Here is a 25,877-nt window from a genome sequence, read left to right as displayed (position 1 = left end):
AATACTTTTTTAAAACAGAGCTTCTAGTTTTTAACCGCCTTGGCCATATCCCACATCGGCATGAAAATCCCAAGTGCGAGCAAGATGACGATACCGGCTATGAAAACGAGCAGTATAGGCTCGATGTAGCTTGAGATATTATCGATGATGTCGTTAAATTTCATCTTGTAATAATCAGTCACCTTCTCGGTCATACCGTCTAAGCTTCCGCTTTGCTCACCTGCGCTTATCATTTGTATGAGCATGCCTTCGTAAAGTCCCGTCTCCTTAAAGGCCTCTGTCAGGCTCACGCCGCGACCGACTAAAATTTTGACGCTGCTTAGTTTGTTTTTTATCTCGATGTTTGATATCGTGACGACTGCCGTATCAAGGGCGTCCGCCATCGGCAGTCCTGCTCGCACGAGCTCGGTAAAGACCAGATTAAAGCGGCTCATATTCGAGAAAAATATGATATTTCCTATGAGATAGACCTTTAGTAAAATTCCGTCCAGCTTCTCTCTGAAATCCTCGCTTTTAACGTAATATCTCCTGATCGCAAAGGCTAACACGACAAGAAAGCCAAGTATATAAAAGCCGTAGTTATTCATGGCGTATTCTATGCCTAGCAAAATTTTAGTTGGCAGCGGTAGTTCTGCGTTTAGCTGCTCGAAAATTTCTCTAAATTTTGGCACGACCATCGTCATCAAAACGATAAAAGCCAAGATGATCGCACAGATGACGGTTATCGGATAGCGTATGGCTTTTTTAAATTTTTGCTGGTTGTCCCAGACTTCTTGGAGGATGGAAGCTAGCTTGCTAAGCGAGTCAGCCATATTTCCAGTGCTCTCGCCAAGCCTTATCATCGCGATGCTGACATCTCCCATCTCCTGCTGAAAGGCTAGCATCGAGTCGGTCAGGCTCGCACCTTGGTTTAGATCCTCGTTTATGGTCTGAAATATCACTTTTAGCCGCTTGTCCTCGGTAGAATTTGCGACCTCTTTGATACTGTCATGTATCGATATGCCGGCGTTCGTCATTACGCTAAGCTGCCTGATAGTGGCGACTAATGACGGAATTTTGATCTTAGGAGCGAAAAAGGTCTTGCTTATTTTCTCCTTTATATCGCCAAACTGTTCTAAAAGCGGCATGGCCTGCGTCTCGCCGATCTTTACTATCATGCCGTGGTTTTTATTTTTGCTTGCGAGGCTTCTGGCCTCGACTTTGTTGTTTGCCTTTAGCGTCATTTTTTGACGTCTGCCGTTTTGTATGTATTCTACTTCAAAAAATTTCATATCTTAGCGACCCTATAAACTTCCTCTATCGTGGTTATGCCCCTTGCTGCGCGGACGATGCCGTCATGAAACATATCTATGAAGCCCTCGTCGTAGGCTACTTTTTTTATGTCGTCTTTGCTGGCGTTGTTTGCGACCATGCTGGCTATCGTATCGCTGATAGGTAAAATTTCGCTTATCATCTCGCGCCCCAAATAGCCTGTCTGAGAGCAGTTCGGACATCCGACGTGAGTGTAGAACTGATACTCCTCGGGTAGATATTTTTTGATCTCCTCAAGGGCGTTTTGAGGAGGTGTGATCTTTTGTTTGCAGTGCGGACAGAGTTTACGAACGAGCCTTTGAGCTTCTATACAAACGAGCGCACCGCTAACTAGATAAGGCTCTATGCCCATATCTATCATACGAGGTAGGGCGCTTATGGCATCGTTGGTGTGAAGCGTAGAAAAGACGAGGTGGCCGGTGAGGGCGGCTTGTATCGCGATACGAAGCGTCTCCTGGTCGCGGATCTCGCCTATCATTATGATGTCAGGATCTTGCCTTAAAATAGAGCGAAGCGCCGAGACGAAGGTAAGCCCCGATTTTTCATTCACATGCACTTGCTGGATCATATTTAGCTGATACTCGACCGGATCTTCTACGGTGATGATCTTTGTTTTTATGCTCTTTATGTCATTTAATGCGCCGTAAAGCGTAGTCGTCTTACCAGAGCCGGTAGGTCCGGTGACTAGGATGATACCGTATGGCGCTTTCATGGCTTTTTTAAATTTATTGAAATTTTGCGGATGCATGCCTAAATTTTCTAAATTTATGATGACCTTTGATTTATCAAGGATACGCAAAACTATGCTCTCGCCGTTTAGTATCGGCAGCGTGGAGATACGAAAGTCGTACTCTTTGTCTAAGATCTGTGCCGAGAAACGACCGTCTTGAGGGCGTCTGCGCTCGGCTATGTCCATATTTGAAAGTAGCTTCATACGGCTGACCATCGGTGGATAGATGTCTTTATCAAATATAAAGGTCTCGCTTAGCATGCCGTCTATCCTGCTTCTTACGATGCAGTTGGTCTCCGTGGGCTCTATGTGGATATCGCTAGCGCGGCTTTGGATCGAGGTTTTTAAGATGACTTCGATGAGTTTTAAAATTCCCGAGCTTTCTGTGTTCGAGCTACCGCTAGCAGAGCTTGAGAGCTCCTTTCTGATCTCGGCGATGATATCTTTTATGCTTTCGTTCAGTGCTAGCTTGTTTGTGTATTTTTCTATTTGTGAGGGCTCGGCGGCGACTACTTTTAGCAGCTTTCGGTTGAAGAAATTTTGTACCTTATCTTGCGCCATCACGTCAAATGGATTTTTAAATGCCACATAAACGCTGATCTCGTCCTCTTTGACAGGCAGCGCGCCATACATTTTTAGCTGATTGGTACTGATCTTTTCGCAAATTCTATAATCTATATCTACATCGTCAAGGTTGAAAAACTCGATCTTAAATTTAGCGCAGACATATTTTAAAAAGCCCTTCACATCAAGCTCGAGCTCTTTTGAGATCGCGTCTATATCGATGCGTCCGCGCCTATAAAGCTCGGCTGAAATTTGCATAAAGTCATCTTCGCTGATGAAATTTTGCTCGATCAAAATTTTGATCAAAGGCTGATGCGTGCTTGATTTTAAATTTATGATTTGTGCGATCTGCTCTTTGTTTAGCTTTTCGCTTTGTTCAAATATCTTTATAAGGGTCGATTCGGCCGTATTCATCACCAGTACTCTATTTGTGATTTTAGCTCGTCGTTTTTGAAAATTTTGAGCACGAGCTTTGGTATGTCCTTTTCCTGCGAGACGCTAAGCTCGTAGTGAGTGTCGGAATTTGGCTCTTTGAAGATATATATGTCGATGTCTTGGATATACTCTTTTTTGACGAATTTATCAAAGATGAAAGATAGTATGTAGTCGCTTCTTGGAAGTCTCGCGTAGCTGATGTCTACGTCGTCTACTAATGCGTAGTAAAGCAGCTTTTTCTTAAGCAAGATATCTGCGAAGTAGGCTGCATTTTCGCGTGCGTTTTTGCTTCTTACCAGCTTTGAGATCGGCAGGGCGAGCCTGTTTATCTCGTGTATGCGAAGACAAGCCATGCCATAAAGGCTTATCAGCTCCTCGTTACTAGAGTCTTTTAAAAAATTTTCAGTCTGTGACGAGCAGACCTTTTTAAATTCGCCGCCATTAAACCAGCCTTGGATATCAGCGCCGCTAATGGCGAAAATTTGCACGCTAAAAGCTAAAAGTATTATAAATTTTTTCATAACGCATCGTTCTCTATTTGCCTGATGAGCTCGCCTATCGAGCTTTTGTTCGCATTTTTGTTGTATTCTCTAAGCGCCCTTAGAGCGTCGTCCTTTTGTTTTAGTTTATATTTTGACTTTGCAAATATCACCCACGACTCTTCTAGGTTATTGTCTATCTCGTTTGCCGCTAGCGACCATTTCAGCGCCTCTTGATATTTTTGCTCTCTGAAATTTATACGTGCAAGATCGAGTGCGAAAGCAGGATTGTTCGTCCTTATAAACTGCTCTTTTAGCGCGCTTTGTTCGTCTTTGGCGCTTGAAACTTCGATATTTATCTTGGCTTTTTTAGCAGGCGGCTCTGAAGGATCTAGCATGATCTTTTCCTCTCTTGGTAGAGGGATACTTTTCATCGTATCGTCTCTCTCGTCAAAAAAGTCTTTGCCGTCTTCACTGTTTATGAAATTTAGCCTTAGCCAACCTTGTTGCGAGCCGTCTTTTTGTCTATTTTGTGCTTTTGGCTTAGATGAGGTCTCCTCGCTGCCGTTTTGCTCGCTGGTTTTTAGCGTCTGTTCTATCTTTTGTGCTATTTTATCGACTAATTCGTCTTGTTTTTTATTGTCCTCAAAGCGCATCTTGGCCTGTGCGCTTTTTTCTTTTACTTCGCTGATGGTGGATTTGGTTTGATTTTGCTCTTTTGGTGCACTTGTGACGGCTATTTTTTGCTGCGGGCTGTCTATGCTTAAAAGAACCAGCACGACGACTAGAGTCACGATAGCAAGCAGCTCGGCGATCAAAATTTTAGAATTTTTATTGAGGCTTGGCAGCTTTTTAAATATGCTTCTATGCTTGCGCGCGTAGGCTTCATAGCGCTCTTCTAGCTTTTTTATCTCGGCCGTATCAAGCATCTATGATCCCCGTATCGATGGCCGCCATAGTTAAAATTTTATTGTTAGCGGTCTCGTTTGTAAGCTCTGATGGCTCAAAATGATCGTAATACTCGCAAATTTCAAAAAATTTATACATCATTTTGTTTAGCGTTCGTAAATTTCCGTCGCAAAGCGAATACGCCAGCTCATAATCTTTTTTATTGAATTTTAGATATTTTTCAAGCCCTTTTAGAGCCAGCTTCCTTTGTAGATAGATGATTATCTCGCCCATATTTACGGTCTTTAGCTCTATGCTCTCCCAGATCCTGGTCTGAAAGTAGTCTTTTGCCAAGATGTCTTCATCGTCTGTTTTATGTATCGTAAATAAAAATTTAAAGCACCTGGTATCTGCCATGAGGCGTATCTTCTCGATGAGATCTTGCGGATAAAGCTGCGCCTCGTCAAGGATCACGATCACTTGATTTTGTAAAATTTCCTCTCTATCTTTAAATTTCTTGCCGTATTCTTTTATGAAAATTTCAAAATTTTCTATCCCGTCTTTTTTCTCGCCAAAGAGCCTCTCGCAAAGCGCCCTGATAAACGTCGCTTCGTTGAAAAAAGGGTGCGGGAAAAATATTATATTTTGCTGTTCGCTTAAATCGGCTGTGATTTTATTTAGCAAAAAGGTCTTGCCGCTTCCTGGCTTGCCGTAAAACAAGATGAGCTTGAGCGGCTTTTTTAAAACGGATACTATTTTATTGTAGCAGTTTATGGATTTGTCTAAATTTACGAAATTTTTGACGTCGTCTTCGTTCATGAAGACCTCTTTTACCTGCGTGTAAATATTCGTTTCGTTGTTATTACTCATAAATCGACTTTGAAAATCCTAAATCTTTAAGCGATTGCTGAACCGGTTTAGCACCGTCTAGATCGACGACCCTAGGCGTTATCACAAATATCAGCTCTGTCGTTTTGACCGCATCTTTCGTGCTTTTAAAGGCATTTCCAAGTAGCGGGATATCCGCCAAGATAGGTACGGCCGTATTTTGCTTATTTTTTGTCTGACCGATAAGCCCGCCAAGCACGATCGTATCGCCGCTATTTACCTGAACGACTGTCGAGAGCTTCTTTTGTATCGTATCGGGAGCTATCTCTCTGATGTTTGTATTTTGGGCTCTGACGTCGTCTTCTTGGTATTTGAAACTACTTAGCGACGGATTTATGCGAAGCATGATCTTGTTGTTGTCAGACACTTCCGGGAGTAAATTTAGCAAAATTCCTATAAAAACGGAATATTGTTTGTAAGTCGTCTTTACCCTGTCGTTTAGTGCGTTGGCGCTGTCTGTTTGCTCCATGACGCGGTAGTTTATGTTATCGCCCACTGATATCAGGGCTTGTTGGTTGTTTAGAGTCGTCACTTTCGGGCTTGAGATGACCTTGGCTTTGCCGTTGGTCTCCAAGAAATTCATCATCCCGTCAAGGCTGAAATTTAAATTCGCCGCGATGTTTAACGTCTGACCAAAGCCAGCGCTCAGGCCGTTGCCTCTATTGTTCCAGCCAGCATTTGATGGCTTAGTCGGATCGCCGCCTAAGTATGAGTTGAAACCAAGCTCGAATTTGCTCCAATCCACGCCTTGTTTATATTCGTTGTTTAGATCGACTGCGATGATAGAAACGTCTATGATGACTTGTTTTTTAAGGCGCCTTTGCACCTCGTTTATATAGCTCTCGACACGCCTTAGCTGAGATGGGGTGCCTGTGACCGTGATGAGACCGGCATTTGAGTTGATGATAGGATCTGGCGCAGATACATGCTCGCTCGTGTTGTTTAGTATCGCCTTAAGCTCGGTGTCTAGCTTCTCCCAAAAGTCGAATTTCTCTACGCTTCTTATCAGATTGTTCGAGTTTTGGATATCGCCGCCCTCAGCATCGTCTTTTTCATCGCCCACTTCGACAGGAGAGGCGTCTACCGAGGCCTTTGTCACCGCTGTGCCCTCGCGGACGGAGGTTATATAGTCGATTTTAAATATCCTTGTTTGCAGCGATGAGATTTTTAATACGTTATTTGAAAATTCATAGCTTAAATTTTTCTCGTTTAGCAACAAGTCAAAGACTTCGTTTAAAGACATATTCCTGATATTCACGCCAAAAACGTGATCCTTCAGCTCTTGTTTGCTAAGATTATCTTTTGCCACGATGCTAAAGTCGCACATATCGGATAGTTGATTTAGCACGTCGCCAAGCGCGATATCGTCTGAAATTTTCATACTGAAATTTTTACCCAGACAGCTGCTAGCTTTTGCCTGCGCACCTACGAAACTTAAAGACAGCAGCAAAATAGCCGCTATGAATTTGATCTTATTTGATTTTAATGCCAACATTTTTACTTCCATTTGCAAGAGAAAGCTCCTGCTTTTCGTTATTTTTTATCATCGTTACTTTTGAGTGGGTGATCCTCGCGATACTGTATTCGTCCACGATATCTCCGACGCCGTACCATTTCCCGTTTATGTTTGCTCTATTTTGCATGATAGCCTTGAGTGCAAGAGCGTTGCCCGTAGGCTCCAAGCGCGTAGTAGAATTTTGATCTGAAGCGACCTTTTTAAATGGCGTTTTAAGGCTTGCTATCTGCTCTTTGCTGATCCCTTGTCGGTTGTCTTGGATCTTGGCGAACATAGCGTCAAATTTAGCTATCTCGTCCTCAAACTCACCCCCGAAAGAGTAGAGGCAAAAGGCTAGGATCAGACTGTATTTTAAAATTTTCATCAATATTTCATCCCCCATACAGATATGGTTATATTCGCTCCTAGCTCGTTTTGAGTGGAATTTATGTCCATTTTGTGCAAATCAACCACCAGTTTTGACTCCTCCAAGCTATTTATGTAGCTTATAACGTTTTTAAAACCGCCCAAGAATTTCACGTTCACATTTAAAATTTGCTCGATCTTTTGATAGTTTGGCTCTTTTATATCGCTTTTTAGCTCTAAAATTTTGATATTGTTTTGTTTTGCCAAAAAGACTATGCTGTCTAGGAAATTTGCCCAGTTTTGATCGTTAAAGAGTAAAAACGACAGCTCTTTTAGCTTCATATCGAAGTATCCGTTAAATTTCAAAACGTCGTTATATTTTGCCTTTAGATCTTCAAGCGTTTTTGTCTCTCTTGCGATCGCAAAATTCCTATCTCCGTCGGGCGAGCTGACGGAATCGAGATAATTTTGCGTGTTTTGAAGCTGAGCGCTGACATTGTTGTGAGCGTCTAGTTTTTCGTTATAAAAAATTTCAGACGGATCAAAGCAAAGCATATAGGCCAGGTAGGCGATGACTAGCGCACAGCCGCCAAATATGATGAAAACTTCGCTTGGCTTTTTGAGCTCAAAATATCTATCGATCTTGTTTAATGTATCTTGTTTCATTGTTTTATCTCTATGCTGATATTGCTCTCGTAGTTGCGTTTTAGCTCGTCCGAGTAAATTTTCTTAGTATTTACCGAGTATTTTGGTGTCTGTGCGATGGCTTTTATGAGCTCGGTTATCTTCTTTTCGTTATCGCTCGTAGCTGCGATAGTGAGGTTCCTGTCGTCGTTCGTGACGCTTGTTATTTGCACGTCGTTATCGTTTATGATGTTTGTTAGCTCGAAAAGATTCACACCTTTCATCGCGTAGCTGTTTTTCTTGGACTGTATCTCGTCTAGCAGACTTTTTCTAAAGTCCAGCTTCTCTTGCTCTTTTGCAGTAAGCCCTTTTACCTCGTCTTGCTCTTTTGAAAGCTGTGCCAGCTTTTGTTTGATCTCGTTTGCCTGTGCGTTTAGCTCGGTTAGTTTATTATCTAGTCTTTGGGAGTCCTGCTCTAAAATTTCGCCTGCAATGTAGTTATATATAGGATACGCAAGGCTTATACCAAGCGCAATCAAGCAGGTGAGTATGAACTGTCCGCTCTTTCGCTTAGCAAAAGGCTCCGGGCGCATCATCGTGGAGAAGTTAAATTCCTCCTCGTAGCCCTCGTCTTGATAAAGCTTGGCAAACAGCGCCATCATGTTGTGCTGCTGGGAGATATTGAAATGTTTACTGTTTATCGTGATGTTTGCATTTAAGATGCTGGTTTTTATACCCAGCTTGCTATGCGTGAATTTATCTAAATTTGCAATACCCTCACCGCTGCAGTCGATGTAGATGCTATTTACGTTTATGAAGTATATGCGGTTTATGATATTTATGGTGTCGTTTATGTAAAACAAGCAGTCTTCAAAAACGGTGTTTAGATCGGGGTTGAAATTTTCATTTTCTCTATCAAGCTCCAGGCCTTTGGTAGCCAGCATTTTGAAAAACGCTTCGTCGCTGGTGCGCTCGCCGCTTTGCTCGACGTATTTATCTTTTATGTAGTTTAATGTATATCTAAGAGGGCGAGAAGTGAGATACTCGCCACCTGAATATACCGCCAAAAACGCATCATCGTCTTGCAAGCAGACGAAACAGTCCACATCCACGCTTGGCAGTAGGCTTCTTTTATAGACCGCACCGTAAAGAAGTGGAGCAACCGCGAGATAGTCTATATAAGGTATCTTTTTTGATATGTCTTTGAAATTTTTATTTATAAGGTCGTTATTTACGACAAAGACGTTAAAAAGCCTATTTTCGTTTTGGCTTTGCATCTCGGCATACGTGATCTTATAATCGACCGCCGCATCAAGCGAGAGCTCCTCGTATGTTTTGATGGAGATGATGTTGGTGAGCTCATCTTCGCTTGTATTTCTTGGCAGGTTTATGGTCGTTGTTATGATGTCTTTAAATTTCAGATACGAGATGAAGAAATTTTGCTTTTGGGCAGTCTTGTTTACATCAAGGATATCGACTTCGTTATTTTGAAATTTAAAACCAGTTTGCTCGTAAGGATCTATGGTAACAATTGAAATTTCGTTATTTTTTTTATTTTTAAACATTTATTTTAAACCTTCCTAGAAACCTAGGCGGATATTTTAATACGTTTAAAATAAAAAATCAATAGCCGATTAACTTTTTTATAATCTTTTCGTCTTTACTCCAGCCTCTTTTAACGACTACATCGAGCTTCAAGTAGATTTTACAATTTGTTAAATTTTTGATTAACTTTCTGGCAAAGATGCCTATGCGTTTTATAGTTTCGCCATTTTTTCCGATTATCATAGATTTGTGCGTGTCTTTTTCGGTGATTATCGTCGCAAAAATTTCAGTGATGCCGGCTTTTTCTACGACCTTATCTACGCTGACATCGCTAAGATACGGGATCTCGTCGCTTAAATTTTCATATATCGCCTCAAGTATGAAGTCGCGGAAAATTTCCTTTTCGTTCGTATCGGTCAAAAACTGGGGATCGTAAAAATATGCGTGCTCGGGCAAAAGCTTGCAAATTTCATCAAGTAGTGGCTTTTGATAGCTTTGCTTTTTTATGCTAAAGGGCACGAGAGCGGTGAAGCGGCTTTGAAAATTTTGATATTGCATCATTTTTTTCAAAAGCTTTTCGTTGCTCACCTCATCGACCTTGCTCAAGACGAGAATGTGCGGCTTTTTAGGGTTTAAATTTAGAAATTTTTCATAATCGCTCGTATCGTCATGCACGGAGGCTATAAATATCATGGCGTCGCAGTCGCCCATCGATTTTACGGCCTCGTTTATCATCAGCTTGTTTAAAATTTTCTCGCTTTCGTGAAGTCCCGGAGTATCTACGAAGATGATCTGATCGCCTTCATTCATCACGATGCCGTTTATCTTGCGCCTGGTGGCGTTTTGCTTATGTGAAACGATGACAATCTTTTCGTTTAAAAGGGCGTTTAAAAGCGAGCTTTTGCCCGCGTTCGTCCGCCCTATGATACTGACAAATCCGGACCTCAAAGGATATACCTCGCAAGGTCTTGATCCTCTACCACATCGTTTAGACGCTCTTTTACCAGCTCTTTTGTGACATTTACCTTTTCGCCACTTTTTTCACTGGCCTCAAAGCTGATGTCCTCTATCACGCGCTCGATCACGGTATGTAGGCGGCGAGCGCCGATATCTTCCATCTTTTCGTTTGCCGCTTGCGCGATCTTGGCTATCTCGTGTATCGCTTCGTTATCAAATGCAAGCTCTACATTTTCGGTGGAGAGCAGGGCGATGTATTGCTTTAGGAGTGAATTTTTAGGCTTAGTCAGGATCTGATAAAGCGCTTTTTCATCGAGGCTATCAAGCTCCACTCGAAGCGGGAAGCGTCCTTGTAGCTCCGGGATAAGGTCGCTTGGCTTGCTGATATGAAAGGCTCCTGCCGCGATGAAAAGGATGTGATCGGTCTTTAAATTTCCAAATTTCGTCGAGACGTTCGAGCCTTCTACTATCGGTAGCAAATCGCGCTGCACGCCCTCTTTGCTAGGATCTTGCCTGCTTGAGCCAGCGGAGCTTACCGCGACCTTGTCTATCTCGTCGATAAAGATGATGCCTTCGTTTTCAGCGCGTCTTATCGCCTGCGTTTTTATGCTCTCTATATCTAAAATTTTATCGTTAGCCTCGTTTTCAAGGGCTTTTTTGGCGTCCTTTACCTTCATCTCTTTTTTGACGTTTTTGCTTCCCATGCCGATGATTTTTATGAAACTCTCTTGCATCTGAGCCATATCGGGCGGGACGTTTGAGCCGGTTTCTAGCGAATTTTGCTGGATCTCGATCTCGACTGTCAGGTCGTCAAGATCACCGTTTCTAAATTTAGCCAGCATTTTTTCGTAGCTTCGCTCGTAGTCCGCCGTCTTCTCCTCGCTAGCACCTTTTGGCAAAGGAGGGAGTAGCTTTGAGACGATCTTTTCTTCTATATAGGCGTTTATTTTATCTTGATTTTTTTCACTTTGCTCGGCTTTTACGAGGTTAAAAGCGGCCATAGCGAGATCTCTGACCATACTCTCCACATCGCGGCCTACAAAGCCTACTTCTGTGTATTTGCTCGCCTCTACCTTGATAAAAGGCATGCCCATCATCTTTGAAAGTCGCCTTGCGATCTCGGTCTTGCCCACGCCGGTCGAACCTATCATCAAGATATTTTTTGGCATGATGTCATCTTGCATCGCCTTTTCCAGCTTCATCCTGCGGTAGCGGTTGCGAAGCGCGATCGCGATTATTTTTTTGGCATCTTTTTGACCGATGACATAATCATCGAGAAATTCAACGATCTGCTTTGGTGTCATATTCATTATTTTTCATCCTCGATTACGTAAGTTTTGATGTTCGTGTTCGTGTAAATGCAAATTTCGCCGGCGATCGTGAGGCTCTCTTTTACCAGCTTTTCCTCGTCGATATCGGCAAATTTATCCAGCGCACGAGCCGCTGACAGGGCGAAATTCCCCCCGCTTCCTATAGCCGCTATCTTGCCGTCCTCAGGCTCCACCACGTCGCCTGTGCCGCTTAAGAGGAAAATTTTCTCGCGGTTTAACACCAACATCATGGCTTCCAGCTTTCTTAAGTATTTGTCTTTACGCCACGCCTTGCTAAATTCTATCACCGCTTTTAGCAAATCGCCCTTTGCGTGCTCTAAATTTTCCTCGAACATATCAAAAAGATTAAACGCATCAGCCGTGCTGCCCGCAAAACCCGCCAGCACCTTGCCGTCTTTGATCTTACGGATCTTGACTGCGTTGCCCTTAAGCACGGTGTTGCCAAAGCTTACTTGCCCGTCGCCGCCGATCACGGATTTGTTTTTGCCTTTATAGGCTAAAATGGTCGTTGCGTGAAACACTTATTCTCCTTGCACGTCTACTTTTAATGTAGCTGATATAGCGTGTCCGAGCTTTACTTGAACGTCGTAAAGACCGACTGCTTTGAGGTGATTTTTATCTATCTCGATAGCCTTTTTATCGACTATGAGATGGTGCGCTTTTTCAAGCTCCTCGGCGATCTCCTCTTTTGAGACGGAGCCAAAGAGCGAGCCGTTAGCGCCGAGCGTTTTTTTGATTACGAGCGTGATCTTTGAGAGCTCGTCTTTTAGCTTTTCTAAATTTGAAATTTCATATTTCAGCTCTTCTTCTTTTCGTTTTTGAGCGGCTTCGTATTGGCGTATGACATCAGGAGTGGCCGCTTTTGCTAGACCTTTGCCGATCAAGAAGTTGTTGCCGTATCCGTCTTTGACCTCTTTGATCTCTCCTGCTTTTCCCAGTGATTTTACATCTTTTATGAGTAATACTTTCATATCTTTCCTTTGTATTTGGCTTAAAATTTTGGTTTAAAAATGTGGAATTTTAAAATTTGGCAGACCGCGAAAGCGGCCCGCTGTCAAATTTAAAATTTTCGTCCGTTTTTGCTAGCGATAATGAAGCGAAGTGCGTTTAGTTTGATGAAGCCGTCGGCGTCTTTTGGGTTATAAACGCTGTCTTCTTCAAAAGTGCAGTATGCCTCGCTAAATAGATTATCGTCCTTGCTCGAGCGCCCAAGGATCGCGACGTTTCCTTTGTAAAGCTCGACTCTGACCTCGCCGTTTACGTGCTCCTGGCTCTTATCTATCGCAGCTTGAAGCATCAAGCGCTCAGGCGAGAACCAAAATCCATTGTAAATAAGCTCTGCATAGCGCGGCATCAGCTCGTCTTTTAGGTGTGCCGAACCGCGGTCTAGTGTGATACTCTCTATCGCGCGGTGAGCTTTTAGCATTATCGTGCCGCCCGGTGTCTCGTAGCAGCCGCGGCTCTTCATGCCTACGTAGCGGTTTTCGACGAGATCGAGGCGCCCGATACCGTGTTTTGCGCCGAGGCGATTAAGCTCGGTCAAAATTTCAGCCGGACTTAGCTTTTTACCGTTTATGCTCACCGGATCGCCTTTTTCGTAGCCTATCGTGATTATCTCGCTCTCGTTTGGAGCGTCCTTTGGACTGACGCACCAGCGCCACATGTCGTTTTCAGGAGCGTGGTTTGGATCTTCTAGCACAAGCCCTTCGTATGAGATGTGAAGTAGGTTTGCGTCCATCGAATACGGGCTTTTGCCGGGCTTTCTAGTGATATCGATACCATTTTTCTCTGCGTATGCCAGCAGTTTTTCACGAGAATTTAGATCCCACTCGCGCCATGGTACGATGACTTTTAAATTCGGATTTATCGCGTAGTATGCGAGCTCGAAACGCACTTGATCGTTTCCTTTACCAGTCGCTCCGTGGCTGACGCCGTCTGCGCCTGTCAGCTTGGCTATCTCGGCTTGTCTTTTTGCTATGAGCGGACGAGCGATAGATGTGCCTAGCAGATATTCGCCCTCGTAAATGGCGTTTGCGCGAAACATCGGAAATACATAATCTCTTACAAATTCTTCTCTTAGATCTTCGATAAAAATATTTTCAGGTTTTACGCCCAGAGCCAAGGCTTTTTTACGTGCGGGCTCGAGCTCTTCGCCTTGTCCGATGTCGGCGGTGAAGGTCACGACTTCGCATTTGTATTCATCTTGAAGCCACTTTAAAATAATGCTCGTGTCAAGTCCGCCAGAGTAGGCCAGAACGACTTTTTTAACATCTTTTTTCATTTTTGCCCCTTTATTTTTAAGATGGCTAATTTTAGCCAAATTTTTTTAAATTTTGATTGAAAGGCGGTGAATGACGCATATTATTTATTCTATTTTATATTGATAATTAATTTTGATTTAATTTATCAATTGATAAGATTGCATTTAAAATTTAAGGGAGCAAAAATGTCAAAAAAATTTAACACTTTCGCTTGTTGCATGCGCGCTTTGCTGCCAGGTTTTCGCCGCTGAAAACGTAAAGCTTGATCAAGTCGTCGTTACCGCAAGCGGTTTTAGTCAAAATATCAAAACAGCCCCAGCCAGCATCTCTGTAATAAAGCAAGATGAGCTTACAAACGGGGCTTTTACCTCGCTTCACTCTATCGCGTCAAAAGTGCCCGGAGTGAGCGTGATAGCAGGCGATGACGGCGCGGCGAGCGGACTTTCGATACGCGGTATGGAAAGCTCTCAGACGCTGGTACTCATAGACGGCAAACGCGTGAGCGCAAGTGCTGCCAACCCAAAAGGCGGCGCTGGCGATATGAACTCAAATTTCATCCCGCCGGCAGAGGCGATCGAGCGCATAGAGATCATCAGAGGCCCGATGAGCTCGCTATATGGTAGCGACGCGGTGGGCGGCGTGATAAATATCATCACGAAGAAAAATTTTGCTAAATTTACAGGCTCGATGAGCATTTCAGCGATGTTTCAAAACCACGACGGCATCGGCGATCAAAGGCAGGCGGATTTGTATTTGGCTTCGCCGCTTTGGCAGGACAAGCTCAGCCTTCAACTTTGGGGCTACAAAAAGCTACGCGACGAGGACGAATACAAGGGCGGCTACCAAGAGAGCGATAAGAAAAATTTGACCGCGAAGCTTTGGATAACGCCTGATGAAAACAATAAATTTTACCTGCAAGGCTCAAAAGAACATCACGACTACAAAAGGACGGTGGGCAAGACCGCGACCACAAGGACAAACCGCGTGCTAAACGCCTACGACTACACCAAAAATACCTACGGTGCGGGCTATGTGGGCACATTTGACGCTCTAAACGCCGACGTGAGCTACACATACGACAAAACCAAGCGCACGAGCCTTTTTGACTCGCTCACACCTGCTAGCGTGAAAAATCATAATTTTAACTCCAAATTTAGCACCTTCCTAGGCGCGCATACGCTCACGTTTGGCTATGACTTTCACAAAGAGACCGTACAGACGACATTTATCGTCTCAAACAACAACAAGACAAATTTAAGAAAGCCTTCTCCTTACTCGATGAAGGAGCACGCGGCGTTTTTAGAAGATGAGTGGGAAATTTTAGACGACGCGCTTTATCTCACGCTGGGCGGACGCTGGACGCATAATGAATTTTTCGGCAACCACTTCTCGCCGCGCGCGTATTTGGTCTATAACCTAAGCGACAACTGGACGCTAAAAGGCGGCGTGGCGACAGGCTATAAAACGCCAAATGTAAATGAAATCTCATCAGAGGTCGGCACTATCCAAGGCGGCTGGCGTATCATAAATTTTGGCAACAGCGAGCTAAAACCTGAAAAGAGCGTGACTTATGAGGTCGGCGCGTATTACGATAATAGCGACGATCTGCGTGCGAGCGTGACGCTGTTTAGGAACGAATTTAAAGATAAAATCCTAGACACCGACGGTAGCAACCTAAACAAGATCCCCGCCCACTCTGGCTGCACGGGCGCTCCGCACGTGAATTGCCCGGGCTGGGGAACATACTTTAACATCGACGGCGCGGACGTTTGGGGCGTGGAGCTAGCGACTGATTACGACATCCTCAAAAACCTAAATTTGGCCGCGAACTACACCTACAATCACTCAAAAATAAAAACCGGCAATCCAAGCATAAATACGCCAAATGGCAGCGTAAATTTCGACCAGACCACGCTCTCGCGCCTAGATGGCAAGTCCTTGACCGCCACGCCAAAACACAACGCAAATTTAACGCTCACGTATAAGCCGATCGCCAGCGTCTCGACCTTCGTCGGCGCAAACTACCAAAGCGCGCTTACGAGCGTGAAATTTGGCCCCGGTAACAAAGTAAGCGAAAACGACAAAGAGTTATTTACGCTCGACATGGGCGCACTCTGGGAGGTAAATAAAAATTTATCCCTAAATTTCACCGCTTACAACGTATTTGACAATATCCGCTACGACGAGGGGCTGGCAGATGATGGCAACTACTACTGGTATCCAGAGCAAGGCAGGAGATTTTGGTTTAAAGTCAGTGCAAAATGGTAAAATTTCTAATGGCACTCTTGCTTAGTGCGGCGGTCTCTCTTGCCGCTCCAAACCAAACCGTAGAGCCCATCTCGCCGCAAGTGCACGAAAATTTTGACATCAGTAGCGAAATTTTAAAGAGCGAGCAGGGGCAAATTTATAAAATTTTCTATGCCGTCCCAAAAGGCGTGAAAAAGCAGGACAAAATTTTATTTATGACCGACGGTAACACGCAGTTTGCTACCTTGCTAAATTTATACGAAAAAGGCACAACACCGCTCATAATAGGCATCGGCTATGATACAAATTTAGCCTACGACGTTGCTAACCGCACCCGCGACTACACGCCAAAGGCCGCTGGCGAGGAGTTTAGCAAGGGCGGCGGGGCGGACAAATTTTATAAATTTATAAAAGAAATTTTACTGCCGCGAGTGGAGGCTAAATTTGACGCCAAACAAAGTGAGAAATGCCTCTACGGGCACTCATTTGGCGGACTTTTCGCGCTCTTTGTCCTGCTGCAAAACGAGGGCATTTTTGATGAGTTTTTCATCGCATCGCCTTCGCTTTGGTGGGGCGACTCCGAGATTTTAAAAGACGCGGTGCAAGGGGGCAAATTTAAAGAGCCGCTCAAAGCAAAATTTGTCTGGCTTGGCGTGGGAGAGCTCGAAAAAAGGGCTGGCAAGACCGACCGCGAGGGCATATTAAGCGCGCGCGATCTGGCGAAAATTTTAGACGCGAGCGGCGTGAAAAACGAGTTTAAAATTTACGAAGGTCAAACGCACGGTGGCGTCATACCGCTGGCGTTAAAAGATGTTTTGAAGCATTTTGCGAAGTAGATTAAGGATTTGTTTTAAATTTGGCTAGATTTACCCGCACGGCGTGGGTTCAAATTTTTAGGCTCTGTTATAATAAATCATTGACACTCGCTTCGCAAATCTTATTCGCTCCACAAGACGCCGAACATATAGCACTAAAATCACGGTCAGCTACCGCTTCCCTGGTTTTTTGCTTCGCCATGCTCGCAACTGCAAGCAGAGAGGCGGCGATAGTGTTGCTTCATAAGATTTGACTTCGCTTAAATTGTCAAAAATTATTAAAACGCGAATAATCTAAATTTTAAGCCGTTTTTAGCTAAAATCCCCGCCATGAGAGTAGATAAATTTTTAAATACGGTAAATATCACAAAGCGTCGCGCCGTGAGCGAAGATATGTGTAAAAGCGGCGTGGTGAGCATAAACGGCGTCGTCGCAAAGCCTGCAAAAGAGGTCAAAGTGGGCGACGTGATAACGATAAAATTTCTCGTCCGTGAGGCGCGCTACGAGGTGCTGGCGATCCCCGTAACCAAAAGTATTTCCAAACCCGCCCAGAGCGAATACGTAAAAGAGCTATGAGGCGAATTTTCAACCTAAATTTAAACGAGCTTGACGAGGTGGTGGGAATTTTGCCAAAAAGCGGCGTCATCATCTTGCAAGGAGACCTAGCCAGCGGCAAAACCACACTCGTAAAGGCTATAGTAAAGGCTCATGGTATCGACGCAGACGTCACTTCGCCGACCTTTTCGGTCATGCAAAGCTACGGGGATAAAATTTTTCATTACGACATTTATCAGAGCGGATTTGAGGGTATTTTAAAAAACGGGCTTTTTGAAAATTTGCTCGAAGATGGGCTTCATCTGGTCGAGTGGGGCGACGAGAGCCTAGAAAAAATGCTCACAAAATTTGGCGAAAAATATGTAAAAATAATAATTAGCCCGAGCGCAAACGGGCGAAAATACGAGGTTTATGGTGCATAAGTTAGAAATAAAAGAGCTACAAAAAACGATAAAAAAGACAAACATCATAAAAGGCATCTCGCTTGATGTAAAAAGCGGCGAAGTCGTGGGGCTGCTTGGACCAAACGGAGCGGGCAAGACGACGACGTTTTATATGATTTGCGGGCTCATCTCGCCAACGAGCGGGGGCGTATTTTTAGACAGCGTCGATGTCACGAACGTCGCCCTTCATAAGCGCGCGCAGATGGGTATCGGCTATTTACCGCAAGAATCAAGCATCTTTAAAGACCTCTCAGTCGAGGAAAATTTGCTGCTGGGAGCTGAAATTTTATACAAAGACGAAGAGGAGTGCGCCAAAAAGGTCGATGAAATGCTAAATTTGCTAAACATCGAGCCGATCCGCCTAAGGAAGGGCGTGAGCCTAAGTGGCGGCGAGCGCAGACGCTGCGAGATCGCACGAAGCCTCATGATAACGCCAAAATTTTTGCTGCTTGACGAGCCGTTTGCCGGCGTCGATCCGATCGCGGTAAGCGACATCCAAAGTATCGTGCGCGACCTCAAAAACCTAGGTATCGGCGTGCTCATCACCGACCACAACGTCCGCGAGACGCTAGCTATCTGCGACCGCGCCTACGTCATCAAAGACGGTGCACTTTTAGCAAGCGGTAGCGCAAAAGAGGTCGCAAACGATAAAAACGTGCGAACGCACTATCTGGGTGCTGAATTTAAGCTTTTAGAGTAGTAGATGCTGCGTCAAAAAGAGGCTCTAGCGCCAAAAAATAAGCTAAATCATACGCTTCGTAGCTGGTTGCCGATACTTCAAAGCGGGCTTGACGAGCTAAAAGAGACGCTTGAGCCCTTTGCCGCGAGCAATCCTTTCGTCAGGATCGAACATAAAAATTTAGCCGACGGCGCCGATACGATGCCGACGAAAAAGCGGAATTTTTTCGCCGAATTTAGTAAAAATTCCGTCTCCGAGGCCATAGAGGCCACCAGCATCTATAAACAAAGTCTTCACGAAAAGCTAGAAGAGCAGATCAACCCGCCGCTTTTCCCGACGCAAAAATCGCAGCTTATCGCCTACAAGATCATAGAGTGCTTGAGCGATGAGGGCTATTTTGAGTATGACGATGGAATTTTAAAGGGATTTAGTCTGGATGAGATCGAGCGAGTTAGGGCGCGTTTTGCTTATTTGGAGCCTGCCGGCGTGGGAGCTAGGGATTATAAAGAGAGCTTTTTGTTCCAGCTTGATGAGAGTGGGGCGAGCGGGGAAATTTACGAGTGCGCTAAAAAGATAATCTGCGAATTTGAAAACATACAAAATCTAACCAAACTGAAATTTTACGAGTCGGCGCTAAAGATCATCAAAAAATTTAAAAACCCGCCTGCCATCGAGTATCTTGAGGACGAGCCGCCGCTGACACCGGACATATTTATCGACACGAACGAAAGTGGCATAAGTGTGCGCGTGAACGACGCGTTTTACCCGCAGGTCGTGCTGGATATCGAGGGGCAAAGCCAAAATGATGAATTTATCGGTGTAAAGGTGCGTGAAGCGCGCGAGCTGGTCGATGCTCTGGAGATGCGAAAATCCACGCTTTACAAGATCGGGCTGATGATCGTGGAGTATCAGTATGATTATTTTTTTGGCGGCGATATAAAGCCGATGAAGCTAAAAGATATCGCCGGCGATCTGGGGCGCAACCCCTCGACCATCTCGCGCGCGATAGCAAACAAATACTTAGAGTGTTCACGCGGCACGATAGCGCTTAAAAGCTTTTTCGCCGCGGCGCTTGATGAGGAGACCTCAAATACGGCGATCAAAGACTTTTTACTGGAGCTTATCAACAAAGAAAACCCGGCCAAACCGCTGAGTGATCTTAAAATTTTAAATCTTATCCAAGCGAAATTTAACATAACCATCGTTCGTAGAACTATCACGAAGTACCGAAAGACCCTAAATATCGCAAGCTCGAGCGAGAGAAAGAAAATCTATCAGATACAAGGCTAAATTCATCCGACCTTGACAAAGGCCTCTTGAGTTTTAAAGAAAGGCTTTAGGCTCTCGTAGGCGTTTTGAATTTTTTCAAATTTCTTGCGGTATTCGTTTTTTATGTTTTCTGGCTTGTTGTTGTGGCGGTCTGGGTGGTAGATCTTTACTAGAGCGAGGTAGCTTTCGCGTATTTGCTCGAGGCCATCGCCTTTCTCGCAGCCTAAAATTTCAAAATTTTCTTCCAGCAGCGTGGCTAGCGCGGAGAAGCGGTTTATAAATTTAGATGAGTTTTGAACCTTGAAATTTCGCTTGAAATTTTGAAATTTCGCCTCGTCAAAGTTAAAATCCACTATGAATTTCAGATGTTCTCGCCTGGAAAATAGCATCGAAAGCACGTTAAAATCACTCTCGTTTTTGATTTTTATATGAAGGGTATTCGTTTTTTCATCGAGACTACTTGCATTGTCTTTGAAGCTTTGTAAAATGTAGCTTGCAAATACCTTTGGAGCGCTGTTTAGCGAGAAATTCACCTCATCTTTTATAAAGCTTACATCGATGCTTAGCAGATTTGCCAGAGCGTTTTTGGGCGCGTATCCGAGTTTTATAGTTTTGTATTCGGCGAATTTTATATCAAGCTCGTCGCTGTTTTGCTTCTCGTAAAGCCTTTTTATAAATTTTAAAAAACACCTGCGCTGAGGCATCTCGTTCTCTTCGTAAAAGGATATGATCTTGCCTTTGTTGGCGAGAGTTTTGCTGAAATTTTTGCTTATCAGGTCGCGAAGCTCGCAAAATAGCGCGTCATCGTCGGTTTGGATACTTAAAGACTCGAGCGTATGGGTTATGTTCATAAAATTCTCCGTTTAAATATGCAAATTTTAAGCAATAAACGTTCCAAGATTAAAAATTTTAGGCTAAAATTACGAAAATTTAAAGGATAAAAATGAGACGAAAAGACAGGCAGCTAAGCGACGAAGATGCACTAGAGATAGTCGATGACTGCGAATACGCGACCATAAGCTTGATAGATGACGAGGGCGAAATTTTTAGCATCCCTATCTCGATAGTGCGCGAAGATATGAGCATTTTTATACACGGTGCTAGGAGCGGCATGAAAAGCGAGCTGCTAAAAGACGGACGCGATGTGACGATGGTTTGTGTGAGTTACAACCATGTCCCGCAGCCAAGCCAAGCGGAATTTGAGGCGATAAAAGACGACGGCAGGGCGCTTGGAAGTAAAATTTTCACGACCGAATACAAAGGCGCGATACTAAAAACAAAAGTATATGAAGTCGTAGACGACGAGCGAAAGATACACGCTCTAAAAATACTTTGCGAGAAATACACGCCGCGATATATGAGTGGCTTTGATACCGCGATAAAAGCGTCGCTTGACATCACTAGGATATATGAATTCAAGATACAAAGTATGAGTGCGAAGGCTAAAATTTTACATTAAATTTTTCTGATATCGCTGTTTTTTATATATGCTAGAAACTCGTCTTTTAGCCTGTCTTGTTTGTGTTTGATGGCTTCTTCTTTCGTGTGAGCTTGGCTTTGTTTTGCTGTCTTCGGGGTTAAATTTTGCTCCTTTGCAAGCTCCTTTTTTATCTCCTTTAAACTATCGAAAAAATCGTTCATCATTGCTCCTTTATTTGCGTAAAGATACTTATTTTTGCCTAAAAGCGCAATAAAATTTTAATATATGCGTAATTTAAGAAAACTTTGGCTAAAATCACAACTTCTTTATGATGCGCTCGTAGCTCAGCTGGATAGAGCATTTGATTGCGGTTCAAAAGGTCAGGGATTCGAATTCCTTCGGGCGCACCATTTATACAATTATTTCTTACCCTTTTACAAAATTTATAGTAAAATACGCAAAAAATCAAAGAGAAGAGATGGACTACAAAAATATAAAAGACCAAGTTGATGCGCTCAACGAAAAGCTTGATATCCTCGAAAACAACGGGCTTGAAGAGGTCGAGCCTTGCATAGATGTATTTGAGTTTAATTCAAACGCCGAGAGGCTGAAGAAAAAGATCCAAGGCGGCGAAAAAGAGAGCGTTTTTTTCAAAAACGTATTTGATACGGACGATTATTACGAAAATATCAGCTCGTATCTGCAACAAACCAAGACCAGCATATATTATAAAATAGAAAAGGCTGGAGTGAGCCTTGATGCGAATAAAAATCTCCAAGAGAGCCTAAAAAACATACAAAACATAATGGAAATTCTAGTCGTCGAGTATCAAATCCTGGTAAAAAATAGCAAAAAAAGCCTATTTTTCAAAGATGCTGCGCAAAAAGCCAAGATAAAATCTTTGCTAGCCGGGCTTTTAAAGCTAAAAAGCAGGATGAAAAAGATACTGCATCTTGACTCGCAAGTCATCTCAAACGTCGTGCTTGAAAATTTCAAGACCATTTTCACGTTTTTCTCAAACTGCATAATCATCGCCAAAAAAAGAGACGACGAGCTTTTGCTAGTCGAGATAGCGGGCATCACGGACAAGATAATGGCGATGATAAATCCGGTATTTAGCGGCAAAAGTCTAAGGACGAACGAGCTGATATATCACTATCTGATATATGAGTTGCGCGAGCTAAAGGCCACTGCGATAGGCGAAAATTTAGCCTAAATTCGGCTCGTGATCTTATCTATTATCTGCTTTGCGCCGTTTTTACCGATCATGGTGCTTAGTGCTTGCGAGCTTGCGTGTATGTCAAACCCTTCTATAAGCTTTAAAATTTCGTCGCTATCCACACTGTCGCCATTTTGCAGACAAATTTTGGCGATATCTTTTTGCAGTAAAAATTTAGCATTGTGATACTGATGATCGCCTGCCGCATACGGAAAGGGCACGAATATCGCCGGCAGAGCGTTTGCGCAAAGCTCCCAAAGCGAGCTCGCTCCTGCGCGGCTTATGGCAAGGTCGGCCTTTTGCATTTTAAGCTCTATCTCTTTGCTAAAGTCAAACAGCTCGACATCGCTAGAATTTAGCCCAAGAGCCTCGTATCTTTCTTTTAGCTCGGCAAATGCGTTTTTGCCGCATTGATGAATGATCTTTACGCCTCTTTGCTTTAGCTGGGTGGCTAAATTCAAAGCCAGTTCGTTTATCGCTTTTGCGCCTTGAGAGCCGCCTAAAAATAGTATAGTCTTAAGCTCGCTCCTGATCCTGGCTTTATCAAAAAATTTCTTCGCGACAGGGTAATCGCAAGGACTAAGCTCGTCGTAAGAGCTATAAAAGCCTTTGGCGTATGGAGCTAAAATTTTATTTAGCTTGCCGGTCACGGCGTTTTGCTCGTGTATGAAAAGTGGCACGCCAGAAAGTATAGCCGCAAATGCAGCCGGAGCAGCCGAATATCCGCCGACACTGATCACGGCTCGCACCTTGTTTTCTTTAAAAATTTTACGGCATTTAAAGGCTAAATTTATGATATTTAGCAGCGAGGCGAGCTTTGCAAAGCCTCGTTTGTTTACCACGCCGCTGCTTTTTAGGAAAAATTTCATAGCGAAATTTTCATCGTTTTCAAACCAAATTTTATCCTGACCTTGAGTCGAGCCGATAAATATAGGCTTTTCGCCGCGCGAATTTAGCTCCTCACAAAAGCTTTTCGCGATGGCTAGATGTCCGCCCGTGCCGCCTCCGCTGATGACTATCATAGATTGGCTCTTTTGCTGACCATCAGCACCATGCCGATGCCGATACAAATAGCTAGGATCGAGCTTCCTCCGTAGCTTAAAAAGGGCACTGCGATACCTTTTATCGGGGTTATGGACGTGATACCGTAGCTGTTCATCAAAAACGAAAACGAGATGATGAGGCCGACACCAAGCGAAAAGAGATGATAGACCTTGTTCTCGCTGCGGGCTGAAATTCTAAAGATCCTATAAAGCAAGGTGAGTAAGATCGCTACGATACAAAGTATCCCAAATACGCCTATCTCCTCGGCGATGCCGGCTAGCACGAAGTCCGTGTGAACTTCGCTTAAAAAGCCAAGCTTAAATATCCCGGCTCCCAGCCCCTCGCCAAAGAATTCTCCGTGCTTTATCGCATTTAGCGAGTGTGAAATTTGATAAGGCTCGGGAGCGTCAGCCACGCGCAAGACGTCAGCCACGCTATCTGGCAGCAGGGAAAGGACCATGCCTTGTATCGTGCCCCACCATGACTTGATACGTAAAATTCTGTGCTCGGAGCTTACGATCGCGATCGTCATGATAAAGGCCGCGCCCAGGATCCCGATACTGAAAATTTTAGCGCTAGCTCCGGCAAAAAGTGCCATCGTGACAAAAGTAAGCGCCAGGACGATCACTTGGCCAAGGTCGTTTTGAAGCACGGCGATCAGATAAACCACGATGAGAAAGACGCAGATGTAGGGCAAAAGCAGCTTGAGCTCGTCTTTTAGGCTCTTTTTGCTATCGTCTATCTTTCGCGTAAAGCTCCATGCCAGAAAATAAACGAAGCCGATCTTAAAAAACTCGACCGGTGCGAGCGAAAAGCCGGGCAGCCTGATCCAGCGTCTGGCACCGCCCGCGTCAGTCACCATAGAGGCGGGTAGGGCGTGCATGAGCCCCATCGCGATGATGCAAAGCCCAAAGAGTCCAAACCCTATCCAAACTAGGGCCTTGTCCGGATTTAGCCGCGAGAGCCACCACATCAAAAATACTCCGATGCAGCCGACGGCAAACTGACGGATGAAAAAGTGATACTCCTCGTAGTTGAAAAAAAGTACGGTAAATACGGGCAGTGAGAGCGAAAATATGATGCTGATCGTGATCAGTGTGACGCAAAGGTAAAAGATTATCTTATCGACTGCCAAAATTTACTCCGATTTTTTATAGCTAGCGAGTATAGTGAAAAATGACTTACAAACATATTATTCACTAAGATCCTGCGCTACCTGCGCGGCCAGCTTGAGCTTGTCGTTGTCAAAGTGAGTGTAAATTCTAGAGGTGTTTAGGCTGGCGTGACCGAGCGCTTCTTGCACCAGCACGAGGTCTTTTTGCTTTTTATAAAGCAGCGTAGCAAAGGTGTGGCGCAGCATATGAGCGCCGTTTTTTTCTTTGCGGATGCCAGCGCGAAATAAAATCTGCTCAACGATGCGGCTGACATACGCTTGTGTCAGGCGTGTGCCCTTTTTATTTATAAAAAGATAGCCCTCTTTGTTGATGTAGTTTATGGCGATCATATCTAATAGATCCTCTATGAGCGCCCTTTTTATCATCACGATGCGATATTTGTTGCCTTTACCGCGGATCCTGATGACGTAAAGCTCGCCGTCTTCGCTGATGTCTTTTCGTTTCAAATTTAGCGCCTCGCTAACGCGAATGCCGGTAAAGACGATGATTTTTATGATTAGACGGTTGCGATTCGTATTTACTTTAAAGTCCGCCGTATCGATGGCGTTTAGAAATTTCTTGACCTCCTCTTCGCTCATAAATTCAGGCAGCTTTTGCCCCTTTGAGCCGCTTATGCCGCCCCAGTGTTTTAAATTTACGTCAAAGACATGCGACTTGCCGTCCTCTTCGTTTTGCTTGTCTAAAAAGGAGAAGAAATTTATGACTGAAATTCTATAATTTTTCTTACTCGCGTCGCTCAGCCCGCCGGTAACGCTAGCTAAAACCTCGCTCAAAAGCTCCTCATCTATGCGCTTTAAGCTGTCAAGCTCATAAAAGCAAAGCGCCTCATAAATTTTTTTAAGCGGATTGAAGTATGTGTTTATGCCCGTTAGCCCGGCATTTCTGGCTGTTTTTACGAGTCCGTCAAGCTCGTTTATCGTTTTTATCTCGCGGTTTAGCGCGTAGTTTACAGAGGCTAGAGTGGCGGGCTCTCTTAGCTCCTTATTTGAAAGCGAGCTAAGCTTAAATTTCACGTATCTAATAAGCCAAAAAAGCATAGACTTTTCAAAACTGCCTTTGCAGTCAAGTGCGTATTTCAAACGATTTTCCTTTGAAAATTTAGAATTTTGAAAATTATAGCGGATTTTATCTATCTTT

At 44.0% G+C, this 25,877-nt stretch carries 28 protein-coding genes and 1 tRNA gene; 9 read left to right on the top strand and 20 right to left on the bottom strand.

Translation table 11 applies throughout. The features are described 5' to 3' along the window. Positions 1 to 23 precede the first annotated feature (23 nt). The 15 genes from HMPREF1139_RS09315 to HMPREF1139_RS11405 form a co-directional block, all read right to left on the bottom strand. Positions 24 to 1,271, bottom strand: a complete 1,248-nt coding sequence (locus HMPREF1139_RS09315; RefSeq protein WP_009651183.1) for a type II secretion system F family protein — start codon at positions 1,269 to 1,271, stop codon at positions 24 to 26. After that, entirely contained in the window at positions 1,268 to 3,019 is a 1,752-nt protein-coding gene (locus HMPREF1139_RS09310) for a GspE/PulE family protein (protein WP_009651480.1), read from the bottom strand. Before HMPREF1139_RS09310 ends, HMPREF1139_RS09315 begins: the two co-directional genes overlap by 4 nt. After that, a complete protein-coding gene (locus tag HMPREF1139_RS09305; RefSeq protein WP_009651358.1) occupies positions 3,019 to 3,561 on the bottom strand; it encodes a hypothetical protein in 543 nt (180 codons plus the stop codon). Before HMPREF1139_RS09305 ends, HMPREF1139_RS09310 begins: the two co-directional genes overlap by 1 nt. Then, positions 3,558 to 4,448, bottom strand: a complete 891-nt coding sequence (locus HMPREF1139_RS09300; protein ID WP_009651444.1) for a CDC27 family protein — start codon at positions 4,446 to 4,448, stop codon at positions 3,558 to 3,560. Before HMPREF1139_RS09300 ends, HMPREF1139_RS09305 begins: the two co-directional genes overlap by 4 nt. Further along, on the bottom strand, positions 4,441 to 5,277 hold the full coding sequence (locus HMPREF1139_RS09295) for an ATP-binding protein (protein WP_009651341.1): 837 nt from the start codon (positions 5,275 to 5,277) through the stop codon (positions 4,441 to 4,443). The genes HMPREF1139_RS09300 and HMPREF1139_RS09295 overlap by 8 nt, the downstream gene beginning before the upstream one ends. Continuing rightward, positions 5,270 to 6,790, bottom strand: a complete 1,521-nt coding sequence (gene mshL / locus HMPREF1139_RS09290; RefSeq protein WP_009651254.1) for a pilus (MSHA type) biogenesis protein MshL — start codon at positions 6,788 to 6,790, stop codon at positions 5,270 to 5,272. The genes HMPREF1139_RS09295 and mshL overlap by 8 nt, the downstream gene beginning before the upstream one ends. Further along, a complete protein-coding gene (locus HMPREF1139_RS09285) occupies positions 6,768 to 7,175 on the bottom strand; it encodes a hypothetical protein (RefSeq protein ID WP_009651197.1) in 408 nt (135 codons plus the stop codon). The genes mshL and HMPREF1139_RS09285 overlap by 23 nt, the downstream gene beginning before the upstream one ends. Next, the gene (locus HMPREF1139_RS09280; RefSeq protein WP_009651395.1) at positions 7,175 to 7,822 is read right to left on the bottom strand and encodes a hypothetical protein; all 648 of its coding nucleotides are present in this window, start codon (positions 7,820 to 7,822) and stop codon (positions 7,175 to 7,177) included. Before HMPREF1139_RS09280 ends, HMPREF1139_RS09285 begins: the two co-directional genes overlap by 1 nt. Further along, positions 7,819 to 9,345 (bottom strand): C4-dicarboxylate ABC transporter, encoded by a 1,527-nt coding sequence (locus HMPREF1139_RS09275; RefSeq protein ID WP_009651310.1) that lies wholly within the window; start codon positions 9,343 to 9,345, stop codon positions 7,819 to 7,821. The genes HMPREF1139_RS09280 and HMPREF1139_RS09275 overlap by 4 nt, the downstream gene beginning before the upstream one ends. 58 nt (positions 9,346 to 9,403) lie before the next feature. After that, positions 9,404 to 10,273, bottom strand: a complete 870-nt coding sequence (era, locus tag HMPREF1139_RS09270; RefSeq protein WP_009651236.1) for a GTPase Era — start codon at positions 10,271 to 10,273, stop codon at positions 9,404 to 9,406. Further along, positions 10,270 to 11,592 carry an HslU--HslV peptidase ATPase subunit gene (hslU, locus tag HMPREF1139_RS09265; RefSeq protein WP_009651179.1) on the bottom strand — a complete coding sequence of 441 codons (1,323 nt, stop codon included), beginning with the start codon at positions 11,590 to 11,592 and terminating at the stop codon, positions 10,270 to 10,272. Before hslU ends, era begins: the two co-directional genes overlap by 4 nt. Then, complete coding sequence (gene hslV / locus HMPREF1139_RS09260) at positions 11,592 to 12,134, bottom strand: ATP-dependent protease subunit HslV (protein WP_009651446.1); 543 nt, start codon at positions 12,132 to 12,134, stop codon at positions 11,592 to 11,594. Before hslV ends, hslU begins: the two co-directional genes overlap by 1 nt. Then, on the bottom strand, positions 12,135 to 12,584 hold the full coding sequence (rplI, locus tag HMPREF1139_RS09255; RefSeq protein ID WP_009651461.1) for a 50S ribosomal protein L9: 450 nt from the start codon (positions 12,582 to 12,584) through the stop codon (positions 12,135 to 12,137). It lies immediately after the preceding gene. Between the two features lie 89 nt (positions 12,585 to 12,673). Then, positions 12,674 to 13,894, bottom strand: coding sequence for an argininosuccinate synthase (locus tag HMPREF1139_RS09250; protein ID WP_009651404.1), 1,221 nt, complete (start codon positions 13,892 to 13,894; stop codon positions 12,674 to 12,676). A gap of 178 nt (positions 13,895 to 14,072) precedes the next feature. After that, positions 14,073 to 14,252: a hypothetical protein gene (locus tag HMPREF1139_RS11405; protein ID WP_083845036.1), complete on the bottom strand. Its 180-nt coding sequence runs from the start codon at positions 14,250 to 14,252 to the stop codon at positions 14,073 to 14,075. Between HMPREF1139_RS11405 and HMPREF1139_RS11585 the strand changes: the two genes are divergently transcribed. The 6 genes from HMPREF1139_RS11585 (at position 14,178) to HMPREF1139_RS09215 (ending at position 19,903) form a co-directional block, all read left to right on the top strand. Next, positions 14,178 to 16,142 (top strand): TonB-dependent receptor domain-containing protein, encoded by a 1,965-nt coding sequence (locus HMPREF1139_RS11585; RefSeq protein WP_198003122.1) that lies wholly within the window; start codon positions 14,178 to 14,180, stop codon positions 16,140 to 16,142. The two genes, HMPREF1139_RS11405 and HMPREF1139_RS11585, sit on opposite strands and share 75 nt — an antisense overlap. After that, positions 16,136 to 16,957 (top strand): alpha/beta hydrolase, encoded by an 822-nt coding sequence (locus HMPREF1139_RS09235; RefSeq protein WP_034966466.1) that lies wholly within the window; start codon positions 16,136 to 16,138, stop codon positions 16,955 to 16,957. The genes HMPREF1139_RS11585 and HMPREF1139_RS09235 overlap by 7 nt, the downstream gene beginning before the upstream one ends. Positions 16,958 to 17,266: 309 nt before the next feature. After that, positions 17,267 to 17,512, top strand: a complete 246-nt coding sequence (locus HMPREF1139_RS09230) for an RNA-binding S4 domain-containing protein (protein ID WP_009651423.1) — start codon at positions 17,267 to 17,269, stop codon at positions 17,510 to 17,512. Then, the gene (gene tsaE / locus HMPREF1139_RS09225; RefSeq protein WP_009651124.1) at positions 17,509 to 17,913 is read left to right on the top strand and encodes a tRNA (adenosine(37)-N6)-threonylcarbamoyltransferase complex ATPase subunit type 1 TsaE; all 405 of its coding nucleotides are present in this window, start codon (positions 17,509 to 17,511) and stop codon (positions 17,911 to 17,913) included. The genes HMPREF1139_RS09230 and tsaE overlap by 4 nt, the downstream gene beginning before the upstream one ends. After that, positions 17,906 to 18,634 (top strand): LPS export ABC transporter ATP-binding protein, encoded by a 729-nt coding sequence (gene lptB, locus HMPREF1139_RS09220; protein WP_034966522.1) that lies wholly within the window; start codon positions 17,906 to 17,908, stop codon positions 18,632 to 18,634. Before tsaE ends, lptB begins: the two co-directional genes overlap by 8 nt. A 3-nt stretch (positions 18,635 to 18,637) precedes the next feature. After that, positions 18,638 to 19,903 (top strand): RNA polymerase factor sigma-54, encoded by a 1,266-nt coding sequence (locus HMPREF1139_RS09215; RefSeq protein ID WP_009651277.1) that lies wholly within the window; start codon positions 18,638 to 18,640, stop codon positions 19,901 to 19,903. Between the two features lie 2 nt (positions 19,904 to 19,905). Here the strand turns inward: HMPREF1139_RS09215 and HMPREF1139_RS09210 are convergent, their stop codons facing one another. Beyond that, positions 19,906 to 20,733 (bottom strand): adenylosuccinate lyase, encoded by an 828-nt coding sequence (locus tag HMPREF1139_RS09210; RefSeq protein WP_009651244.1) that lies wholly within the window; start codon positions 20,731 to 20,733, stop codon positions 19,906 to 19,908. A gap of 92 nt (positions 20,734 to 20,825) precedes the next feature. Between HMPREF1139_RS09210 and HMPREF1139_RS09205 the strand changes: the two genes are divergently transcribed. Beyond that, the gene (locus HMPREF1139_RS09205) at positions 20,826 to 21,341 is read left to right on the top strand and encodes a pyridoxamine 5'-phosphate oxidase family protein (protein ID WP_009651253.1); all 516 of its coding nucleotides are present in this window, start codon (positions 20,826 to 20,828) and stop codon (positions 21,339 to 21,341) included. On the opposite strand, the gene HMPREF1139_RS09200 is transcribed toward HMPREF1139_RS09205, so the two are convergent. Next, positions 21,338 to 21,523 carry a hypothetical protein gene (locus HMPREF1139_RS09200; protein WP_009651470.1) on the bottom strand — a complete coding sequence of 62 codons (186 nt, stop codon included), beginning with the start codon at positions 21,521 to 21,523 and terminating at the stop codon, positions 21,338 to 21,340. The two genes, HMPREF1139_RS09205 and HMPREF1139_RS09200, sit on opposite strands and share 4 nt — an antisense overlap. 112 nt (positions 21,524 to 21,635) lie before the next feature. Here HMPREF1139_RS09200 and HMPREF1139_RS09195 point away from each other — a divergent pair. Beyond that, positions 21,636 to 21,712: transfer RNA gene (locus HMPREF1139_RS09195), tRNA-Arg, on the top strand. Between the two features lie 68 nt (positions 21,713 to 21,780). Beyond that, positions 21,781 to 22,518, top strand: coding sequence for a hypothetical protein (locus HMPREF1139_RS09190; RefSeq protein ID WP_009651115.1), 738 nt, complete (start codon positions 21,781 to 21,783; stop codon positions 22,516 to 22,518). Here HMPREF1139_RS09190 and murG read toward each other — a convergent pair. The 3 genes from murG to HMPREF1139_RS09175 are packed head-to-tail and all read right to left on the bottom strand — an operon-like array spanning position 22,515 to position 25,819. Beyond that, positions 22,515 to 23,543, bottom strand: coding sequence for an undecaprenyldiphospho-muramoylpentapeptide beta-N-acetylglucosaminyltransferase (gene murG, locus HMPREF1139_RS09185; protein WP_009651445.1), 1,029 nt, complete (start codon positions 23,541 to 23,543; stop codon positions 22,515 to 22,517). The two genes, HMPREF1139_RS09190 and murG, sit on opposite strands and share 4 nt — an antisense overlap. Next, positions 23,540 to 24,700: an FtsW/RodA/SpoVE family cell cycle protein gene (locus HMPREF1139_RS09180; RefSeq protein WP_009651206.1), complete on the bottom strand. Its 1,161-nt coding sequence runs from the start codon at positions 24,698 to 24,700 to the stop codon at positions 23,540 to 23,542. The genes murG and HMPREF1139_RS09180 overlap by 4 nt, the downstream gene beginning before the upstream one ends. Positions 24,701 to 24,757: 57 nt before the next feature. Next, the gene (locus HMPREF1139_RS09175; RefSeq protein WP_009651130.1) at positions 24,758 to 25,819 is read right to left on the bottom strand and encodes a tyrosine-type recombinase/integrase; all 1,062 of its coding nucleotides are present in this window, start codon (positions 25,817 to 25,819) and stop codon (positions 24,758 to 24,760) included. Positions 25,820 to 25,877: the final 58 nt, after the last annotated feature.

Origin of the sequence: Campylobacter sp. FOBRC14 (genome assembly GCF_000287855.1) — a bacterium.
In the GTDB taxonomy this organism is placed as follows: Bacteria; Campylobacterota; Campylobacteria; order Campylobacterales; family Campylobacteraceae; genus Campylobacter_A; species Campylobacter_A curvus.
This window is presented reverse-complemented; position numbering and strand designations above follow the sequence as displayed.

Excerpts from the sequence above, each read along its gene's own strand:
- HMPREF1139_RS09280 (WP_009651395.1), bottom strand. The coding sequence starts at position 7,822 with ATGAAACAAGATACATTAAACAAGATCGATAGATATTTTGAGCTCAAA.
- mshL (WP_009651254.1), bottom strand. The coding sequence starts at position 6,790 with ATGTTGGCATTAAAATCAAATAAGATCAAATTCATAGCGGCTATTTTG.
- HMPREF1139_RS09300 (WP_009651444.1), bottom strand. The coding sequence starts at position 4,448 with ATGCTTGATACGGCCGAGATAAAAAAGCTAGAAGAGCGCTATGAAGCC.
- HMPREF1139_RS09200 (WP_009651470.1), bottom strand. The coding sequence starts at position 21,523 with ATGAACGATTTTTTCGATAGTTTAAAGGAGATAAAAAAGGAGCTTGCA.
- HMPREF1139_RS09305 (WP_009651358.1), bottom strand. The coding sequence starts at position 3,561 with ATGAAAAAATTTATAATACTTTTAGCTTTTAGCGTGCAAATTTTCGCC.
- tsaE (WP_009651124.1), top strand. The coding sequence starts at position 17,509 with ATGAGGCGAATTTTCAACCTAAATTTAAACGAGCTTGACGAGGTGGTG.
- HMPREF1139_RS09210 (WP_009651244.1), bottom strand. The coding sequence starts at position 20,733 with ATGAACATAACCCATACGCTCGAGTCTTTAAGTATCCAAACCGACGAT.
- HMPREF1139_RS09215 (WP_009651277.1), top strand. The coding sequence starts at position 18,638 with ATGCTGCGTCAAAAAGAGGCTCTAGCGCCAAAAAATAAGCTAAATCAT.
- HMPREF1139_RS09230 (WP_009651423.1), top strand. The coding sequence starts at position 17,267 with ATGAGAGTAGATAAATTTTTAAATACGGTAAATATCACAAAGCGTCGC.
- hslU (WP_009651179.1), bottom strand. The coding sequence starts at position 11,592 with ATGAATATGACACCAAAGCAGATCGTTGAATTTCTCGATGATTATGTC.
- rplI (WP_009651461.1), bottom strand. The coding sequence starts at position 12,584 with ATGAAAGTATTACTCATAAAAGATGTAAAATCACTGGGAAAAGCAGGA.
- HMPREF1139_RS09285 (WP_009651197.1), bottom strand. The coding sequence starts at position 7,175 with ATGAAAATTTTAAAATACAGTCTGATCCTAGCCTTTTGCCTCTACTCT.
- HMPREF1139_RS09250 (WP_009651404.1), bottom strand. The coding sequence starts at position 13,894 with ATGAAAAAAGATGTTAAAAAAGTCGTTCTGGCCTACTCTGGCGGACTT.
- HMPREF1139_RS09190 (WP_009651115.1), top strand. The coding sequence starts at position 21,781 with ATGGACTACAAAAATATAAAAGACCAAGTTGATGCGCTCAACGAAAAG.
- HMPREF1139_RS09315 (WP_009651183.1), bottom strand. The coding sequence starts at position 1,271 with ATGAAATTTTTTGAAGTAGAATACATACAAAACGGCAGACGTCAAAAA.
- murG (WP_009651445.1), bottom strand. The coding sequence starts at position 23,543 with ATGATAGTCATCAGCGGAGGCGGCACGGGCGGACATCTAGCCATCGCG.
- HMPREF1139_RS09295 (WP_009651341.1), bottom strand. The coding sequence starts at position 5,277 with ATGAGTAATAACAACGAAACGAATATTTACACGCAGGTAAAAGAGGTC.
- HMPREF1139_RS09235 (WP_034966466.1), top strand. The coding sequence starts at position 16,136 with ATGGTAAAATTTCTAATGGCACTCTTGCTTAGTGCGGCGGTCTCTCTT.
- HMPREF1139_RS09205 (WP_009651253.1), top strand. The coding sequence starts at position 20,826 with ATGAGACGAAAAGACAGGCAGCTAAGCGACGAAGATGCACTAGAGATA.
- HMPREF1139_RS09275 (WP_009651310.1), bottom strand. The coding sequence starts at position 9,345 with ATGTTTAAAAATAAAAAAAATAACGAAATTTCAATTGTTACCATAGAT.
- HMPREF1139_RS09310 (WP_009651480.1), bottom strand. The coding sequence starts at position 3,019 with ATGAATACGGCCGAATCGACCCTTATAAAGATATTTGAACAAAGCGAA.